This is a genomic window from Streptomyces sp. NPDC056061, assembly GCF_042266885.1.
In the GTDB taxonomy this organism is placed as follows: Bacteria; Actinomycetota; Actinomycetes; order Streptomycetales; family Streptomycetaceae; genus Streptomyces.
The window spans coordinates 148,471-164,331 of the sequence record NZ_JBHJWQ010000004.1 but is presented as its reverse complement, the minus strand read 5'-3'; the positions used below and the strand labels follow the sequence as shown (position 1 = coordinate 164,331).

The following is a 15,861-nucleotide window of genomic DNA, read 5'->3' as shown; positions in this document are numbered from 1 at the left end:
ACCGAACTTGTGGAACACCGGCGAAATCCGGCGGCGTTCATCGAACGTTTATCGCCACTCGTCAGTCTTAACCCCATCGATCCGTCGCGTCGGGGGGCAGGCGGATCGCACGGGGGACCACACCGCTAGGGTGAACGGCCCTGACATGCCCGTCCGGCAGCCCACGGGGGAGCAGCCGGACGGGCATCGCCGACCGAGCAAGCAAGATCTCTGGGAGTTGACAGGCATGAGCGACGCACTGAAGCCGAAGACCGGTGCCGCGACCACGCAGGAGAACCACGCAGGCAGCCCGAGCAACGGCGGCGGCGCCGTCAAGCCGCTGGAGAACCACGCCGGCAGCGTGAGCGAGGACATCACGACCCTGGAGAACCATGCCGGCAGCACGCCGAAGGACCTCCTCAAGCAGCAGGAGAACCACGCGGGGTCCGAGACGGCCTGAAGCCTCATCCGACGGGGAACGGCCGCGGCGGCGCGGAGGGGGAGCCGTCGCGGCCGCCGCATGTCCACGACCGTGCGCCGCGCCGCGGACGACGCCCCGCTCACCGCGGCCGCCCGGTCACCCGGTCACCCGGGCTGCCCGCCTGGGGCCCCGGAGCGTCCTGATTCGTCGGACGCCGAGCGCCTCCGGAGCTCCCCCTTCAGCACCTTGCCGCTCGCGTTGCGCGGCAGCACGGGGACGAACTCCACCGACCTGGGGACCTTGTAGTTCGCCATCTCGCGGCGGGACCAGGCGATCAGGTCGTCGGCGGTGGACGTGGCGCCCGGCCTGCGGACCACGTAGGCCCTGCCCACCTCGCCCAGGCGGGGATCCGGGACACCGATCACGGCCACGTCGGCGACGTCCGGGTGCAGGCCGAGGAGCTGCTCGATCTCGGCGGGGTAGGCGTTGAAGCCGCCGACGATGAACATGTCCTTGATCCGGTCGGTGATCCGGAGGTTGCCGTTCTCGTCGAGGACGCCCACGTCACCGGTGCGGAGCCAGCCGTCCGGGGTGATCGCCCCGGCCGTGGCCCCGGGGTCCTCGAAGTAGCCGCTCATCACGTGGAAGCCGCGGACCAGGATCTCGCCGGGGGTGCCGGGTTCGGCCAGGACGCGGATCTCGGTGCCCGGGACGGCCCGGCCCGAGGTCGAGGCGATCGTCTCGGGCGGATCGCCGCGGCGGCACATGGTGACGATGCCGCTCGCCTCGGAGAGGCCGTACGCGGTGAGCACGGTCGCGATGCCGAGTTCCGAGCGCAGCCGCTCCACCAGCCGCAGCGGGACCACCGCCGCGCCCGTCACCACCAGCCGCAGGGCGGAGAGGTCGTGGGCCGCGCGGGCCGGGTGGTCGAGCAGGGACTGGTGGAGGGTGGGCGGGCCGGGCAGCACCGAGACGCGTTCGGCGGCGACGTTCGCCAGGACCGTGTCCACGTTGAACACCGGCTGCGGGATCATCGTCGCCCCCCGCATCAGGCAGGCGAGCACGCCCGCCTTGTAGCCGAAGGTGTGGAAGAAGGGGTTCACGATCAGATAGCGGTCGTCCTTCCGCAGCCCCGCCAGTTCGCTCCAGATCGCGTAGCAGCGCAGGGTCTGGGCGTGGGTGATGACGGCGCCCTTGGGCCGGCCGGTGGTGCCCGAGGTGTAGATGATGTCGGAGGGGTCGCCGGGAGCGATGCCGTCGGCCCGGGACCGGACCGCCGTCGCGGACACTCCCTCCCCCGCGGCCAGGAAGTCCTTCCAGGTGAGGTAGTCGTCGGGGGCGCTGTCCGCCAGCACCACCACCCGTTCCAGATGCGGCAGCGGCAGGTCGGACCGGCGCAGGGACGCCACGTACGAGGTGCCGAGGAAGGTGCCGGTGACGAAGAGGAGCTTCGCCCGGCTGCGTTGCAGGACGTACGCGGCCTCGGTGCCCTTGAAGCGGGTGTTGAGGGGGACGAGGACCGCCCCGGCGGTGACCGCGCCGAGCGCGGAGACGATCCAGTCCAGGGTGTTCGGGGCCCACACCGCGACCCGGTCCCCCGGTTCGACGCCCGAGGCCATGCACGCGGCGGCGGCCCGCTCGACGCGTTCGCCGAGCTCGGCGTACGAGATCCGGGTCCGGCCCTCGACGACCGCCTCCCGCTCCCCGTACCGCCGCGCCGCCGCACGCATCAGCCCCGGGACGGTTCCCCAGTCCCCGCCGTCGCGCTCCCATTCCCCGTCGTCGCGGCCCCATTCCCCGTCGTCGCGCATCGCTCGCCTCCTGGCGCAGTGGCCGACCGGCGCCATGAACGGGGCCGCCATGGCTGCCGTCCGATGTGACAGCCGGTCGACGCAGTAGCTGACTATCCGTCAGATTAGCTGTAGCCTCAGCCGCTGTCAGCGGTCATGACGGTCTCGGAGGTGGCGGTGACGGCACTCAAGGACAGGACGGCGATAGCCGGTATCGGACAGACGGCGTTCGCGAAACAACTGCCGGAGTCCGAGAAGACCTTGGCCTGCCGGGCCATCGTCGCGGCGCTCGACGACGCCGGGATCGACGCCTCGGAGGTGGACGCCTTCGCCTCGTACACGATGGAGGAGACCGACGAGGTCGAGGTCGCCAAGGCGATCGGCGCGGGCGACGTGACCTTCTTCAGCAAGGTGGGCTACGGGGGCGGGGGTTCCTGCGCCACGGTGGCGCATCTGGCCGCCGCGGTGGCGACCGGGCAGGCGGGCGTCGGGGTGGCCTGGCGGTCCCGGAAGCGGGGTTCGGGGCCGCGCCCGTGGAAGAACACGGCGGTGCAGCTGCCCACCCCGGCCCAGTGGACCCGGCCGTACGGCTTGCTGCGGCCCGCCGACGAGATCGGGATGCTCGCCCGGCGGTACATGCACGAGTACGGGGCGACCCGCGACCATCTCTTCAACGTCGCCCTCGCCTGCCGCAACCGCGCCAACCAGAACCCGGACGCGGTGATGTACGAACGCCCGCTGACCCGGGACATGTATATGACCTCGCGGTGGATCAGCGAGCCGCTCTGCCTGTTCGACAACTGCCTGGAGACGGACGGCGCGCTCGCCTGCGTCATCGTGTCCGCGGAACGGGCCCGCGACTGCCGGCACCGGCCCGTCTACGTCCACTCGGTCGCACAGGGACTGCCCGCCCAGCACCACGGCATGGTCAACTACTGGAACGACGACCCGCTCTCCGGCCCGGCGTGGACGGCCGCCCGGCAGTTGTGGAAGCAGGCCGACTTCGGCCCCGGCGACGTGGACGTCGCGCAGATCTACGACGCGTTCACCCCGCTCGTCCCGCTCTCGCTGGAGGGCTACGGCTTCTGCGGACGCGGCGAGGGCGCCGCGTTCACCGAGGGCGGGGCGCTGGAGAGCGGCGGGCGGCTGCCGATCAACACCGGGGGCGGCGGGCTCAGCGAGGGCTACGTGCACGGCTTCAACCTGATCAACGAGGGCGTGAAACAGCTCCGCGGCATCTCCACCGCCCAGGTCCCGGACGCCGCGACGTGCCTGGTCACCGCCGGTGAGGGCGTCCCCACCTCCGCCCTGCTGCTGAGGAACTGAGGAACTGAGCACCTGGCGACGGGAACGAGAAATCGAGGAGTTGAGGAAGTGACCGGGATGGATGCTCTGCTGACGCCCGTCGTGGACGACGACGGCGCCCCCTTCTGGGAGTACGCGGCCCGCGGCGAACTCCGCGTCCAGGCGTGCGCCGCCGCCGGCTGCGGGGAACTCCGCTTCCCGCCACGGCCGTGCTGCCCGCACTGCCGGTCGTTCGCGAGCGAGTGGCGGCCGATGAGCGGGCGCGGCCGGATCTGGTCGTACGTGCTGCCGCACCCGCCGCTGCTGCCCGCGTACGCCGCACAGGCCCCGTACAACGCCGTCGTGGTCGAGCTGGCCGAGGCCCCGCGGATCCGGCTGGTCGGGAACGTGGTGAGCGGTCCGGACGCCCCGCTGGACTCGGTCGATCCGGGGCGGCTGCGGATCGGGGCGCCGGTGCGGGCGGTGTTCTGCCCGGACGGTTCCGGGACCACCCTGGTGCGCTGGCTGCTGGAGCGGTGAGGGGACGGCGGCGATGACCCTGCGGACGGAGCGGGACGAGGAGACCGGCGTCGCGCTCGTCACCCTGGACCGGCCGGAGCGGCTGAACGCGATCGATCTGACGACGGCCGCCGAGCTGTCCGTCGCCTGGCGGGAGTTCCGTCACGACGACGGGGTCCGGGCGGTGGTCCTCACCGGCGCGGGCGGCCGGGCGTTCTGCACGGGGATCGACCGGTCGGTGGACGTGCCGCAGCCCTCGTCCCCGTTCACGATCGACGATCCGCTGCTCGCGATCGGGCCGAAGGCGAACGACTTGTGGAAACCGGTGATCGCGGCGGTGGAGGGGATGGCCTGCGGCGGGGCGTTCTACCTGCTGGGCGAGGCGGAGTTCGTGATCGCGTCCGAGGAGGCGACGTTCTTCGACCCGCACACCACGTACGGCATGGTCAGCGCCTACGAGTCGATCTCCATGGCGCAGCGGATGCCCTTCGGGGAGGTGGCCCGGATGTCCCTGATGGGGACGGCGGAACGGGTCACGGCGCGGCGGGCGTACGAGACCGGGCTGGTGAGCGAGGTGACGGAGCCCGGCGGTGCGGTGGCGGCGGCGCTGCGCGCGGCGGAGATCGTCGCCGGGTACCCGACGGAGGCGGTGCAGGGGACGGTGCGTGCGGTGTGGTCGGCGAGGGAGGCGGCGAGGGCGCAGGCCATGGCCCACGCCCCGCACCTGATCGCGCTCGGGAACCTGCCGCCGGAGCGGCAGGCCGGGCTCTTCCGGGGGCGGGGCGGGGCCGGCTTCCGACTGCGCTGACGGCCTCGCCCACGACGGGCTGCGGCCCGCCGGGCCGCCGGGGCCGGCACCGCGGACGGCACGCTCGGCAGGGAACGGCACCCGGGGCGGCCCTTGGGCCCGGCCCGGGTCAGTAGCTGCGTTCCGCCTCGACCCGGCAGTTCTTCACCCGGGACACCTTGCCCGGGTGCTCCATCCGCACGGAGACGGTCTTGGTCTCGCCGCCGCTCGCCCGCACCTCGGCCTCGCCGGTGTCGACGGTGTTGCCGGCCGCGTCGAGGAAGGTCACGTCGACGTCGTATCTGCTCGTGCCGAGGGCGTTCGAGGTGAGCCTGACGGTGGCGGCGGTGACGGCCTTGCGCTTGCCCTTGCCGGGCCGGGCGCAGCGGAACACGTACGCGGAGGGGCCGTCGGACGCGGTGGGCGTCGGATCGGTGCCGTAGTCGGTGCCGCCGGAGGAACTGCTCGACGATCCGTGGTCGTTGTTGTCGTCGTAGTCGCTGTGGTGGTAGCTGCCGTTGCTCTTCTTGGAGTTGGAGCAGCCGCCTCCGCTGCTGCCCGATCCCCCGCTCCCGCTCCTGCTGCCGTGACCGGAACTGGAGAAGCCGGTGAGCGCGAGCACCACCACGACCAGAACCGCCGAGAGTTTCACCTGCTGCCGCATCATCGACGCAGCCCCCCTTGTGTTGTTGTTCTTGTGCTGTTCCCGTTGCGCTGTTGTCCGTTGCGAGTTGTCACATGCCTCGTTCTCGTTGTTTCTCGAACAACCGCGTCACGGTAGCGCACGGTGGCGAGCCCCGGAGGGCGGGCGTAGCGTCGGTGCCGTGGACGGTGCCGATCCGTGACACCGGCCCGTGCCATCGGTCCGCACGCACGCAGGAGGCCGACGATGATCCGCAACGTCCTCGGGTCGGTCCTCGCCCTCGCCGGAGCCGCGGCCGCCGTGCTGAGCCCCTTCCGTGACTGGTACGACGGCCGCCTCGGACGGGGCTACCGCATCGCGGACCCGTTCACCGGCATCACGTTCGGACGACCGGGCCTGTGGGGGTCGATCCTGCTGTTCTTCCTCCTCACCGCCCTGCTGACGGTGATCGGGGTGGTGCTGCGCTCGCGCCTGCTGGTGGCGGTCGCGGGGGCGGCGGTGCTCGGGTTCACCGTGCTGTGGATGGTGCGCCAGGGACAGGCGCTGGGCAGCCTGGCGGTCGCGGGCGACGGTTCGGGGCTGCGGTGGGGCGTGGCGTGCGCCGCAGGGGGCGGGGTGCTGATCCTGCTGGGCGCGGCCGTGATGCCGGGGCGGCACGGGGCCGGGCAGCCGCACGGCGTGCACCGGCCCGATGACCACGGCCCCGCACACCAGGGGCCCACCCGGCCGTACGCGGCGCCGGGCTCGGAGCGCCCGGACACCTGGCCGCCCACGCAGGAGCCGGGGCCGTCCGTGCAGACGAGCACCTTGCCGGAGCCCGAACCGAACCCGTACACGGGACCGGACGACGGCCCGCACGCCGGACCGCACGAGAACCCGCACGACGGACCGGGCGAGGGGCCGGGCAAGGGGCCGGGCAAGGGGCCGGGCAAGGGGCCGGGCGAGGGGCCGGGCGAGGGGCCGGCCGAGGGGCCGGGCGCCCACGGACCGCCGCGCCCCTGACACGTGGTGGTCCGTCGCGCACGCCCGTGGCACGTGCTGTCGCGCGCGGGCCCGACGCACGTGCCGTGGCGCGCGAGGCCCCTGTCGCGCGTGCCCGGTTGCCCGCGCCCGTCAGCGTGCCCGGTTGCCCGTGCCCGTGCCCTTCAGCGCGTCCAGCGCGTACACGCAGCGGTCCTTGCTGCACGCGTACACGACCCCGCCCTGAGCCACCGGGGAACCCGTGATCTCGCCGCCCGTCGCGAGCTTCCAGCGGAGTTGCCCGCCCGCCGCGTCCAGGGTGTACAGGACGTGGTCGGCGGAGCCGAAGTGGACCCGGCCGTCGGCGACCACCGGGGCGCCCACCACCTCGCCGCCCGCCGCGAACCGCCACTTCGGGGTGCCGGTGACCGCGTCGAGCGTGTACAGCGCGCTGCCGCTGCCGACGTGCACGTTGCCCGCCGCCACCAGGACCGGTTCGGTCGACTGCCGGGACTCCGTGGCGATCCGCCAGCGGTCCTTGCCGGTCGACGCGTCGAGCGCGTACACCGTGCCGAGGTAGTCGGCGAGGTACACCCCGCCGCCGGTGACGGCGCTTCCGGGCGCGAACGCGGGCGGGGAGAGGAACACCGCGGGCGACTCGAAGTGCCAGCGGACGTGCCCGGACACGAGATCGACGGCCAGCACCCGGGCCCCGGCGCTGATGTACACGAAACCGTCCGGGGCCGTGGTCAGCCGGACCGGCACGCCGCCGCAGGAGGCCGCGTCGCCGATGGGGTACGACCAGCGCTCGATGCCGGTACGGGCGTCGACGGCGCGCAGCCGGGCGTCCTGCCAGAGGAAGACCGTGCCGTCGTGGATCGCGGGCCCGGCGCCCTGCGTCTCGAAGTCGGTCTGCATGCCACCGGCCTCCCACAGCTTCTCGCCCGTGGACGCCTCCCACGCCTGGACGCCGCCGCCGCGGGTGCCGGTGACGACGGTGCCGCGGTCCGCCGTGAGCGAGTACACCCAGGCGTCGGTCTGCAACCGCCACCGCTCGGCGCCGGTCGTGGCGTCCAGGGCGTACAGCGAAGGGCCGTCGGAGGCGTGGATGAGTCCACCCTCGACGGCCATCACCCAGGCGACGTCCCGGGTCTTGAACTGGCGGCGCCCGTTACCGATGTCCAGGGCGTGCACCTCGAACGAGGTGACGTAGAGGAGGTCCCCGGCGACGACGGGGGTGCCCCAGACGTCGTTGGACATCCGGAACCGCCAGGGCCGCCAGCGGTCCGGGGCCGGGACCTCGGGGGCTTGCGTGGGCGCGGGCAGGGGTGCGGGCGGGACCCCACCGTTCGCCCCGGCCCCGACGGGCGCGGCGTTCACCCCGGCGGGCGGGCGCACCCAGCCGGTCGCGGATCCGGCGTCCGGGGCGGCCGTGGCGGCGGCCCGGACGTCCTGGGCACGCGGTCCGGGGCCGATCGGCACCTGCGCGCCGGGCAGCCGCACCGGACCGCCCGCGTCGGGCTGCCGCACGGGGGCCGGGGGGTGCGGGTCCATGGCGGGCGGCTGCTGGGGCGGCGGGGGCACCGGGCCCGGAGCAGGCGGGGCGGGTGCGGGCGGTTTGCGGCCGCCCCGGCGCTGCTCGATCATCGCGGTGGCGGCCGACGGCAGCCAGGCCGAGGCCGTACCGCTGTCGTCGCCGCCGGCGGCGAAGAGGTGCGGGGCGAGCAGGGCCTGGAGATCCGCGGGGGTGGGCCGCAGCGAGGCGTCCATCTGCATGCAGGACTCGATCAGCGGCCGCAGTTCGTCGGGCAGGCCCTCCAGGTCCGGCCCCTCGCGCAGCAGCATGAAGACCGTCTCCACGGGGTTGCCGCCGTGGAACGGGGCATGGCCGGTGGCGGCGAAGACCAGCGTCGAGCCGAGCGAGAAGACATCGCTGGCACCGGTGACGCTGCGCGAGTCCCGGGCCTGCTCGGGCGACATGTACGCGGGCGTACCGACGGCGACGTTCGTCATGGTCAACCGGGTGTTGGAGACCCCGGACGCGATCCCGAAGTCGATCACCCGGGGACCGTCCTCGACGACGAGCACGTTCGACGGCTTCATGTCGCGGTGGACGAGCCCGGCACCGTGGATCGACTGGAGCGCCTCGGCGATCCCGGCGGCCAGCCAGCGCACCGCCTGCACGGGCATGGGCCCGCACTCGTTCACTATCTCTTCCAACGAGGGCGCGGGCACATAGGCGGTCGCCAGCCACGGCACGGCGGCCCGCGGGTCGGCGTCCACCACCGCCGCCGTGTAGAAGCCGCTGACGGCGCGGGCCGCCTCCACCTCACGGGTGAAGCGGACCCGGAACAGTTGGTCCTCGGCGAGTTCCGTGCGCACCGTCTTGATCGCCACCCGCCGGCCCGATGCCGAGCGGGCGAGATAGACCAGCCCCATGCCGCCGGCCCCGAGCCGTCCCAGCACCTCGAACGGGCCGATCCGCCTCGGGTCGTGCTGCGTCAGCTGCTCCACCACTTGCTCTGCCACCTCCCCGTACGGACCTCAGGAACCGAAGCCCGCGAAAACCCGCCTTGCGCGGCGTCTCACCACTGGGCACCACCCGGCGGTGCGCACCCCGATTGTTCCTGGCTGGGCCCCCGGTTGCGAACCCGGGGGCGGACCGGGGTGTCACAGGTCACTCCGGACGCTTCTCGGACACAGGGGGCTGAAGTACGGCGAACACGGCGCCCTGATCGTCCTGGAGCACCGCCATCCGTCCGTGCGGGATGTCGAAGGGCGGCGCGGTGATGCGCCCGCCGAGGCGTACGGCGTGCCCCGCGGTGGTGTTGCAGTCCTCGACGGCGAAGTAGCTGAGGAAGTGGCTGGGCATCACTGCGGGGAAGGCATCGGTGAGGACGGCGCGTCCACCGATCGCGGTGTCGGGCCCCGGTTCGGTGCCCGCCGGGGACCACATGCGGAAGCCGGGACCGGACTCGCCGACCCCCGGCCCCGCGGTACCGGGCCCGGCCGGGCCGCGGTCGGGCGAGTCGGGCGCCGCCGAGTCGTTTCCGGCCGAGCCGCGGTCGACGGTGTCGCGGTCGGCGACCGTGCCGGGCTCGCCCGAGACGTACAGGTCGGTGCCCTGGAAGCCGAAGACCTCCTCGTAGAAGGTGTCGACGCGGTCCTTCTGCCGGGTGTAGACCTCGGTCCAGCAGAAGGAGGCGGGTTCGTTCTGCTTCTGGAAGCCCTCGCGGTCGCCCGCCTGCCAGAGCCCGAACACCGCGCCGCCGGGGTCGGCCGCCTGGGCAACGATCCCGGCACTGCCGGCCGGTACGGGTTCGGTGATCACCGTGCCGCCCGCCTCCCTGATCCGGGCGACGGTCGTGGCGATGTCGTCGGTGCCGAAGTAGACGCCCCAGGCGGTGGGCATCCGGCCGTCCTGCTTGGCGGCGAGGGCGGCGACCAGCTTCCCACCGCTCAGCGCGTCGGCATACGCGCCCCCGCCCGCCCGGAAGGTCCAGCCGAACAGCTCACCGTAGAAGCGCTTGCCGGCTTCGAGGTCGGGCAGCTGCACATCCACCCAGCACGGCGCGAATCGCGCGAATGCGGCCATGGGCCCGGGTCCTTCCGTCGACAGTTCGTGCCCGAGCCCGCCCGCAGCCGTCCGCGGACCGTCCCGTTCGCTCCTCCGGCGCACCATGACCCCGGTCGGTGACGTTCGTCACACGCAGCCAACGTAACCGGGGGTGGGGCATATCGCGCCCCGACTACCCCCGGAAGACTGGATTCGAACTTAGTTTCGACACCGGAGCCTCATGCTCACGACATCGCGAAAAGTTATCCACGGAAGTTATCCACAGGCTGTTGATAACACTTATCTCTCCGTAGGCCCCGGGCTGCCGCACCCCTCGTGGGGCCGGTACGTCGATATCCGGCCACCCTCCCGTCCGATCTGCGGTGAGCCCCATTTGCAGTCGGCCGAATCGCGCTCGGATCACCCCTCGGTAAGCTGACGGCATGACAGGACAAGTACGCACCGTCGACGGCCGCGTGGCCGGCCGACGCGGACAGGCGACGCGGCAGAAGCTGCTCGACTGCCTCAGCGAGATGCTCAGTTCCTCGCCGTACCGGGACGTCAAAGTCATCGACGTCGCCCGTAGGGCGGGGACTTCACCCGCGACCTTCTACCAATACTTCCCCGACGTCGAGGGCGCGGTCCTCGAAATCGCCGAGGAGATGGCCAAGGAGGGTGCCGGGTTGACCGAACTGGTCGCAGGCCGCTCCTGGGTCGGCAAGGCCGGCTGGCAGACCGCCGAAGAACTCGTCGAGGGATTCCTCGACTTCTGGCGACATCATGACGCGATCCTGCGCGTGGTCGACCTCGGCGCGGCCGAGGGCGACAAACGCTTCTACAAGATCCGCATGAAGATCCTGAATTCGGTCACCAACTCCCTCACGGAATCGGTGAAGGACCTCCAGGCGCGCGGCAAGGTCGACAAGGACGTCAGCGCCGCCGCGATGGCGGGCTCGCTGGTCGCCATGCTGGCCGCCGTCGCCTCACATCAGAAGGGCTTCACGACCTGGGGCGTGAAGCAAGCCGAACTCAAGCCGAATCTCGCCCTGTTGGTGCATCTGGGCATCACCGGCAAGAAGCCGACGAGGTAGCACCGGCACCGGGTTTCCCTCACTCCCCGCACTGGGCACCGGCCGGTCGTTCCGGGCGCCCCAGGTCCTGTCTCGCCGACGGCGGACCACGCACGTGGTCCGCCGTCGGCGCACCCGGACCCGTTCGCCGCCCCTTTCCGCACTCACCGCACCCCCCGAACGCGGCACCCGGCACCGACGCCCGGCACAGCGCACTGCCGCCTCCCCCCACCGCCGCGTCGCCGCATCCGCACCTGCCCCCGCACACCCACACCCACACCCGCACAGCCCATGGGCCTCCGTCGCCCTCTCGGATCCCCACGTCTCCTGCGGATCCCCGCACCTCTCGCGGCTTCTCTCGTCTCTTGCGACCCCTCGGCACCTCTCGCGGCTCCCCACGTCTCTTACGGGATCCCGGCGCCCTCGTGCACCGCCACGTCCCTCGTGGGCCACCACGGCTTCGCGGTTCCCCGTTCCCATGACGGATTCCTGCCCAATTCCTGCCGACCCCGTCCGCCCCGGTCAGTCCGCGGCCACGCCGCCCGGCCCCGCCAGACGTTCCAGTCGGAAGAGCCGGATCTCCCGCTCGACCCTCGCCTGGTAGGAGGCGTACGGGGGCCAGAACTTCAGCGCCGCCCGCCAGGCCGCCTCCCGTTCCGCGCCCTTCAGCAGCGTGGCGCGTACCGGAATGTCCCGACCGTTCCAGTTGACGACGGCCTTGTCCGGGCCTGCCAGCAGGTTCGCGGTCCAGGCCGGATGCCCCGCACGGCCGAAGTTGCTGCCGACCAGGATCCAGCTGTGGGCCGCCCCGTCCTCCGGCATGCAGGCCAGCGGAGTGGTTCGCGGACTCCCACTCCTCGCACCCGGCACCGTGAGGATCAGCCCCGGCAGCATCCGGGCGCTGAGCAGCACCCTGCCGCGGGTGATCCGATGCACCGTCCGGTCCATCGCGGGGACGACATGCGGAGCGACCTTCGCGAAGGCGCGGGTGGCGGAGACCTTCTCGACCAGCCGACGTCCGCGCGTCACCGGACGGCCACCCGTCCGGCCGAGGCCGGGGCGGACCGCCGGGCCCCGGCCGACCCGCCCTCGACCGGCCGACTACCGGACGACCGGCCATCGGGTGAACCGGGGCCCTCCGGCGGCGCGAAGAGCCCGGCCAGTTGCGCGGCATGGTCGCGGAGCCGGTGGACGGGCCCGAAGAGGAGTTCACCGGCGGCGGCCCGTTTGAAGTACAGGTGCGCCTCGTGTTCCCAGGTGAAACCGATCCCGCCGTGCAGCTGGACGGCCTCGGCGGCGGTGATCCGCAGCGCCTCCAGGGCCTGGGCGAGGGCGATCCCCCCGGCGGCGGCCGGGTCCCAGGCCGCGTAGTAGGCGGCGGAACGGGCCGCCTGCACCCGCACGTACAGATCCGCGAGGCGGTGCTTCACCGCTTGGAAGGAGCCGATCGCCCGGCCGAACTGCTCCCGCGTCCCGACGTGACGGACGGTCCGCTCCAGCGCGCTCGCCGCCGCTCCCACCGCCTCCGCCGCGAGCAGGGCGGCGACCGGGGGGCCCATCGAGGCGAGTGCCCCGGTCACGTCCGCGCCCACGTCCGCGCCGAGCAGTTCGGCCCCGGTGTCGCGCAGTTCGACACGGGCCAGCGGGCGGGTCTCGTCCAGAGAGGTGCGGCGGGTGCGGACGACACCGGCCGCCGCGTCCGGGCGCACCAGGAAGAGGAGGGTACGGCTGCGCGGGAAACCGCCGGTGTGGGCGGCGACCAGGAGAAGTTCCGCGCTGTGCCCGTCGAGGACCTGAACGGCCTCCCCGTACAGCCGCCAGCCCTCCCCGTCGGCGTCCGGCCTCGCCTGTATGCCGCCCGCCCGGCCGCCCCCCGCCCAGGCGCCGCCGGTGGGATCGGCGGTGAGGCCGAGCGCGGTGGCGAGCGAGGGGCCGGGGACGGCAAGGGTCGCGGTGAGGCCACCGGCGGCGATGCGCGGCAGCAGCGCGCCGCGCTGGGTGTCGGTGCCGAGTGCGGCGATCAGGGGTGCGGCGAGGGCTGCGGTGGCGATCAGCGGTGACGGCAGCAGCGCGCGGCCGGTCTCCTCGCAGGCGACGGCGAGTTCGGTGAGGCCGCAGCCCACACCCCCGTACTCCTCCGGGAGGGCGAGTCCGGGCAGGCCGATGTCCCGGGCGAGCCGGCGCCAGAGGGCCGCGTCGTAACCGTCGGCGGTCCCCACGGCGCTCCGGACGTCGTCGGATCCGGCGCGCTCGGTGAGCAGTGCGCGCAGAGTTCGGCGGATCTCGTCCTGCTCCGGGGTGAAGGCTGCGTCCATCGTCGGGTTCCTTCCGCGCAGGGGCCTGGAGCCACTGACCTGACGGCCCGTCATATTAGGCGCCGGCCGCGAAGATGCCCAGGGTCGCGCACACACCTCGACAGCCTGCGCGACAACCGCCCCGGCAGCCCTCCCGACGACTTGCCCGACGGCCCGTCCGGCCTCGTTCAACAACCGTCCGGCCTCATTGGACGACTCGCCCGACGGCCCGCCCGACATGAATCTGATGTACCGTCAGATTCATGCCTTCTTCCCACCGCAAGGTCGCTGTCGTCGGCATATCCCTCGCCGACTGCGGACGCGTCGACGACTCCACGCCATACGCGTTGCACGCCCAGGCCGCCCGTCGGGCACTCGCCGATTCGGGCCTGGACCGGTCCGTCGTCGACGGTTTCGCCTCGGCCGGGCTCGGCACGCTGGCTCCGGTCGAGATCGCCGAGTACCTGGGGCTGAAGCCGACCTGGATGGACTCCACCGCGGTCGGCGGCTCGACCTGGGAGGTGATGGCGGCGCACGCGGCGGACGCCATCGCCGCCGGTCACGCCGATGCCGTACTGCTGGTGTACGGGTCGACGGCGCGTGCGGACATCCGGGCGGGCCGCCGGACGTCCAATCTCTCCTTCGGGGCGCGCGGACCGCTTCAGTTCGAGGTGCCGTACGGGCACTCGCTGATCGCCAAGTACGCGATGGCGGCCCGGCGTCACATGCACGAGTACGGGACGACCCCGGAGCAGCTCGCCGAGATCGCGGTCCGCGCCAGGGCGAACGCCGCGGCCAACCCGGACGCCATGTTCCGCGACCCGATCACCGTGGACGACGTGCTGTCGGGGCCGATGATCGCGGACCCGTTCACCAAGCTGCACTGCTGCATCCGCAGTGACGGCGGCTGCGCCGTGCTGCTGGCCGCCGAGGACCGCGTGCCGGACACGGCGAAGGCACCGGTGTGGGTGCTCGGCACCGGCGAGCACGTCTCGCACTCGGCCATGTCCGAGTGGGAGGACTTCACGGTCTCCCCCGCGGCGGTCTCGGGCCGACTGGCGTTCGAGCGGGCCGGAGTGCGGCCCTCGGACATCGACCTCGCCGAGATCTACGACGCGTTCACGTACATGACACTGGTGACGCTGGAGGACCTGGGCTTCTGCGCGAAGGGCGAGGGCGGCGCGTTCGTCGAGAAGGGCCGGACCGGGCTGACGGGCGAGTTGCCGGTCAACACGGACGGCGGCGGGCTGTCCGCCTGCCACCCCGGAATGCGCGGGCTGTTCCTGCTGGTGGAGGCGGTACGGCAGTTGCGTGGCGAGGCCGGTGCGCGCCAGGTGCGCAGACCGGGCGGCGGACTGCCGGAGCTGGCGGTGGCGTCGGGGACGGGCGGCTGGTTCTGTTCGTCGGGAACGGTGGTGCTGGGGCGGGGCTGACGTCGGGTGCCGGGGCCGGGGCCGCGAGCCGGGGCCGGGGCCGCGAGCCGGGGCCGGGGCCGGGGCCGCGAGCCGGGGCCGGGGCCGGGCCTTGGGAGGCCCGTACGCCGCGATGCGCTGCAATGGAGGGCATGAGTGACGCGAAGACGCCCCCTGACGTGCCCCATGACCCGGTCGACCCGGCGGAAACCGGCGCGCGGCAGAGTTTCCTGGGCCTGCTCCACACCCGGCGGGTCTGGGACGTCGACCTGCCCGCCTTCGACCCGGCCACCGCCCCCGCCACCCCGCTCCCCCTCTTCCACGCCTGGTTCGCCGAGGCCGTGGCCGCCGGACAGACCGAGCCGCACACCATGTCGCTGGCCACCGTCGACGCCGAGGGGCGGCCCGACGTGCGGACGGTGATGCTGCACGACGCCGACGCCCGCGGCTGGCACTTCGCCACGCACAGCACCAGCGCGAAGGGCTGCCAGCTCGCCGCGCACCCGCATGCCGCGCTCGGCTTCTACTGGCCGGCGCAGGGGCGGCAGGTACGCGTACGGGGCCCGGTCGTCGCCTGCTCCCCCGCGGAGAGCCGGGCCGATCTGCACGCCCGCTCGACCGGGGCCCTGGCCTCGGCGCTGGTCGGTCGGCAGAGCGAGGTGCTCGGCTCGTACGAGGAGCTGAGGCATGCCTCGGAGACGGCCTGGGAGCGGGCGCGGGCGGAGCCGGAGGCGGACGTCCCGAGCTGGACGCGGTACGTGGTCGAGCCGCGGGAGGTCGAGTTCTTCCAGGGCGACGCGGCGCGTCGGCACGTACGCCTGCGCTACCTCGGGCGAACGGAATCCTGGGAGCACGAGCTGCTCTGGCCCTGAACGGGCTCGCGTGCGGGACCGGACGCATGCGGGGCCCAGCGTGCGCGGGACCGGGCGTGTGGGGCCCGGCGTACGCGGGCCTGGCGTACGCGGGCCCGGCGTACGCGGGCCCGGCGACCCTGCGGCCGGTTCGTGTTCCGGCGCCGGGGCCGGGCGCCCGGGTGACGGGGCCGGTCGGATCCGTTCGGGTGGCAGCCCAGGCACTCCCCGGGTGGCCGGGTCCGGTCGCTTGACCCGGCCACGTCGGGTGACGGTCCAAACCCTGTCACCCGGC

At 73.2% G+C, this 15,861-nt stretch carries 14 protein-coding genes; 8 read left to right on the top strand and 6 right to left on the bottom strand.

Annotation, left to right across the window (positions count from 1 at the left end; all coding sequences use genetic code 11):
• Nucleotides 1-226 precede the first annotated feature (226 nt).
• Complete coding sequence (locus ACFC79_RS08780) at nt 227-439, top strand: hypothetical protein (RefSeq protein WP_376237007.1); 213 nt, start codon at nt 227-229, stop codon at nt 437-439.
• A gap of 125 nt (nt 440-564) precedes the next feature.
• Here the strand turns inward: ACFC79_RS08780 and ACFC79_RS08775 are convergent, their stop codons facing one another.
• Complete coding sequence (locus ACFC79_RS08775; protein WP_376237004.1) at nt 565-2,211, bottom strand: FadD3 family acyl-CoA ligase; 1,647 nt, start codon at nt 2,209-2,211, stop codon at nt 565-567.
• A gap of 135 nt (nt 2,212-2,346) precedes the next feature.
• On the opposite strand from ACFC79_RS08775, the gene ACFC79_RS08770 reads away from it, so the two are divergent.
• From ACFC79_RS08770 to ACFC79_RS08760, 3 genes are read left to right on the top strand one after another with little or no spacing between them, the layout of a single operon-like run.
• A complete protein-coding gene (locus ACFC79_RS08770) occupies nt 2,347-3,516 on the top strand; it encodes a lipid-transfer protein (protein WP_376237001.1) in 1,170 nt (389 codons plus the stop codon).
• 57 nt (nt 3,517-3,573) lie between these two features.
• Complete coding sequence (locus ACFC79_RS08765) at nt 3,574-4,014, top strand: Zn-ribbon domain-containing OB-fold protein (protein WP_376236998.1); 441 nt, start codon at nt 3,574-3,576, stop codon at nt 4,012-4,014.
• Between the two features lie 13 nt (nt 4,015-4,027).
• On the top strand, nt 4,028-4,801 hold the full coding sequence (locus tag ACFC79_RS08760) for an enoyl-CoA hydratase/isomerase family protein (protein WP_376236995.1): 774 nt from the start codon (nt 4,028-4,030) through the stop codon (nt 4,799-4,801).
• Between the two features lie 109 nt (nt 4,802-4,910).
• Here the strand turns inward: ACFC79_RS08760 and ACFC79_RS08755 are convergent, their stop codons facing one another.
• Nucleotides 4,911-5,447, bottom strand: coding sequence for a hypothetical protein (locus ACFC79_RS08755; RefSeq protein ID WP_376236992.1), 537 nt, complete (start codon nt 5,445-5,447; stop codon nt 4,911-4,913).
• Between the two features lie 222 nt (nt 5,448-5,669).
• Here ACFC79_RS08755 and ACFC79_RS08750 point away from each other — a divergent pair, with 222 nt between their 5' ends.
• Nucleotides 5,670-6,425, top strand: coding sequence for a hypothetical protein (locus tag ACFC79_RS08750; protein ID WP_376236989.1), 756 nt, complete (start codon nt 5,670-5,672; stop codon nt 6,423-6,425).
• Nucleotides 6,426-6,536: 111 nt separating this feature from the next.
• On the opposite strand, the gene ACFC79_RS08745 is transcribed toward ACFC79_RS08750, so the two are convergent.
• Together ACFC79_RS08745 and ACFC79_RS08740 are read right to left on the bottom strand one after the other, a co-directional pair.
• Entirely contained in the window at nt 6,537-8,897 is a 2,361-nt protein-coding gene (locus tag ACFC79_RS08745; RefSeq protein WP_376237521.1) for a PQQ-binding-like beta-propeller repeat protein, read from the bottom strand.
• 163 nt (nt 8,898-9,060) lie between these two features.
• The gene (locus ACFC79_RS08740; RefSeq protein WP_376236986.1) at nt 9,061-9,978 is read right to left on the bottom strand and encodes a VOC family protein; all 918 of its coding nucleotides are present in this window, start codon (nt 9,976-9,978) and stop codon (nt 9,061-9,063) included.
• Between the two features lie 404 nt (nt 9,979-10,382).
• Here ACFC79_RS08740 and ACFC79_RS08735 point away from each other — a divergent pair, with 404 nt between their 5' ends.
• Entirely contained in the window at nt 10,383-11,030 is a 648-nt protein-coding gene (locus tag ACFC79_RS08735; RefSeq protein WP_362618990.1) for a TetR family transcriptional regulator, read from the top strand.
• Between the two features lie 501 nt (nt 11,031-11,531).
• Here ACFC79_RS08735 and ACFC79_RS08730 read toward each other — a convergent pair.
• Nucleotides 11,532-12,038 (bottom strand): nitroreductase family deazaflavin-dependent oxidoreductase, encoded by a 507-nt coding sequence (locus ACFC79_RS08730; protein WP_376236982.1) that lies wholly within the window; start codon nt 12,036-12,038, stop codon nt 11,532-11,534.
• Nucleotides 12,035-13,324: an acyl-CoA dehydrogenase family protein gene (locus ACFC79_RS08725; RefSeq protein WP_376236979.1), complete on the bottom strand. Its 1,290-nt coding sequence runs from the start codon at nt 13,322-13,324 to the stop codon at nt 12,035-12,037. Before ACFC79_RS08725 ends, ACFC79_RS08730 begins: the two co-directional genes overlap by 4 nt.
• A gap of 242 nt (nt 13,325-13,566) precedes the next feature.
• On the opposite strand from ACFC79_RS08725, the gene ACFC79_RS08720 reads away from it, so the two are divergent.
• Nucleotides 13,567-14,736 (top strand): acetyl-CoA acetyltransferase, encoded by a 1,170-nt coding sequence (locus ACFC79_RS08720; protein WP_376236976.1) that lies wholly within the window; start codon nt 13,567-13,569, stop codon nt 14,734-14,736.
• A 131-nt stretch (nt 14,737-14,867) separates the two neighbouring features.
• On the top strand, nt 14,868-15,587 hold the full coding sequence (locus ACFC79_RS08715) for a pyridoxal 5'-phosphate synthase (protein ID WP_376236973.1): 720 nt from the start codon (nt 14,868-14,870) through the stop codon (nt 15,585-15,587).
• The last annotated feature ends 274 nt before the right edge of the window (nt 15,588-15,861 follow it).

What these genes read in the sequence shown, in the direction of transcription:
- ACFC79_RS08780 (WP_376237007.1), top strand. Translation starts at nt 227, where the DNA reads ATGAGCGACGCACTGAAGCCGAAGACCGGTGCCGCGACCACGCAGGAG.
- ACFC79_RS08775 (WP_376237004.1), bottom strand. Translation starts at nt 2,211, where the DNA reads ATGCGCGACGACGGGGAATGGGGCCGCGACGACGGGGAATGGGAGCGC.
- ACFC79_RS08770 (WP_376237001.1), top strand. Translation starts at nt 2,347, where the DNA reads ATGACGGTCTCGGAGGTGGCGGTGACGGCACTCAAGGACAGGACGGCG.
- ACFC79_RS08765 (WP_376236998.1), top strand. Translation starts at nt 3,574, where the DNA reads ATGGATGCTCTGCTGACGCCCGTCGTGGACGACGACGGCGCCCCCTTC.
- ACFC79_RS08760 (WP_376236995.1), top strand. Translation starts at nt 4,028, where the DNA reads ATGACCCTGCGGACGGAGCGGGACGAGGAGACCGGCGTCGCGCTCGTC.
- ACFC79_RS08755 (WP_376236992.1), bottom strand. Translation starts at nt 5,447, where the DNA reads ATGATGCGGCAGCAGGTGAAACTCTCGGCGGTTCTGGTCGTGGTGGTG.
- ACFC79_RS08750 (WP_376236989.1), top strand. Translation starts at nt 5,670, where the DNA reads ATGATCCGCAACGTCCTCGGGTCGGTCCTCGCCCTCGCCGGAGCCGCG.
- ACFC79_RS08740 (WP_376236986.1), bottom strand. Translation starts at nt 9,978, where the DNA reads ATGGCCGCATTCGCGCGATTCGCGCCGTGCTGGGTGGATGTGCAGCTG.
- ACFC79_RS08735 (WP_362618990.1), top strand. Translation starts at nt 10,383, where the DNA reads ATGACAGGACAAGTACGCACCGTCGACGGCCGCGTGGCCGGCCGACGC.
- ACFC79_RS08725 (WP_376236979.1), bottom strand. Translation starts at nt 13,324, where the DNA reads ATGGACGCAGCCTTCACCCCGGAGCAGGACGAGATCCGCCGAACTCTG.
- ACFC79_RS08720 (WP_376236976.1), top strand. Translation starts at nt 13,567, where the DNA reads ATGCCTTCTTCCCACCGCAAGGTCGCTGTCGTCGGCATATCCCTCGCC.
- ACFC79_RS08715 (WP_376236973.1), top strand. Translation starts at nt 14,868, where the DNA reads ATGAGTGACGCGAAGACGCCCCCTGACGTGCCCCATGACCCGGTCGAC.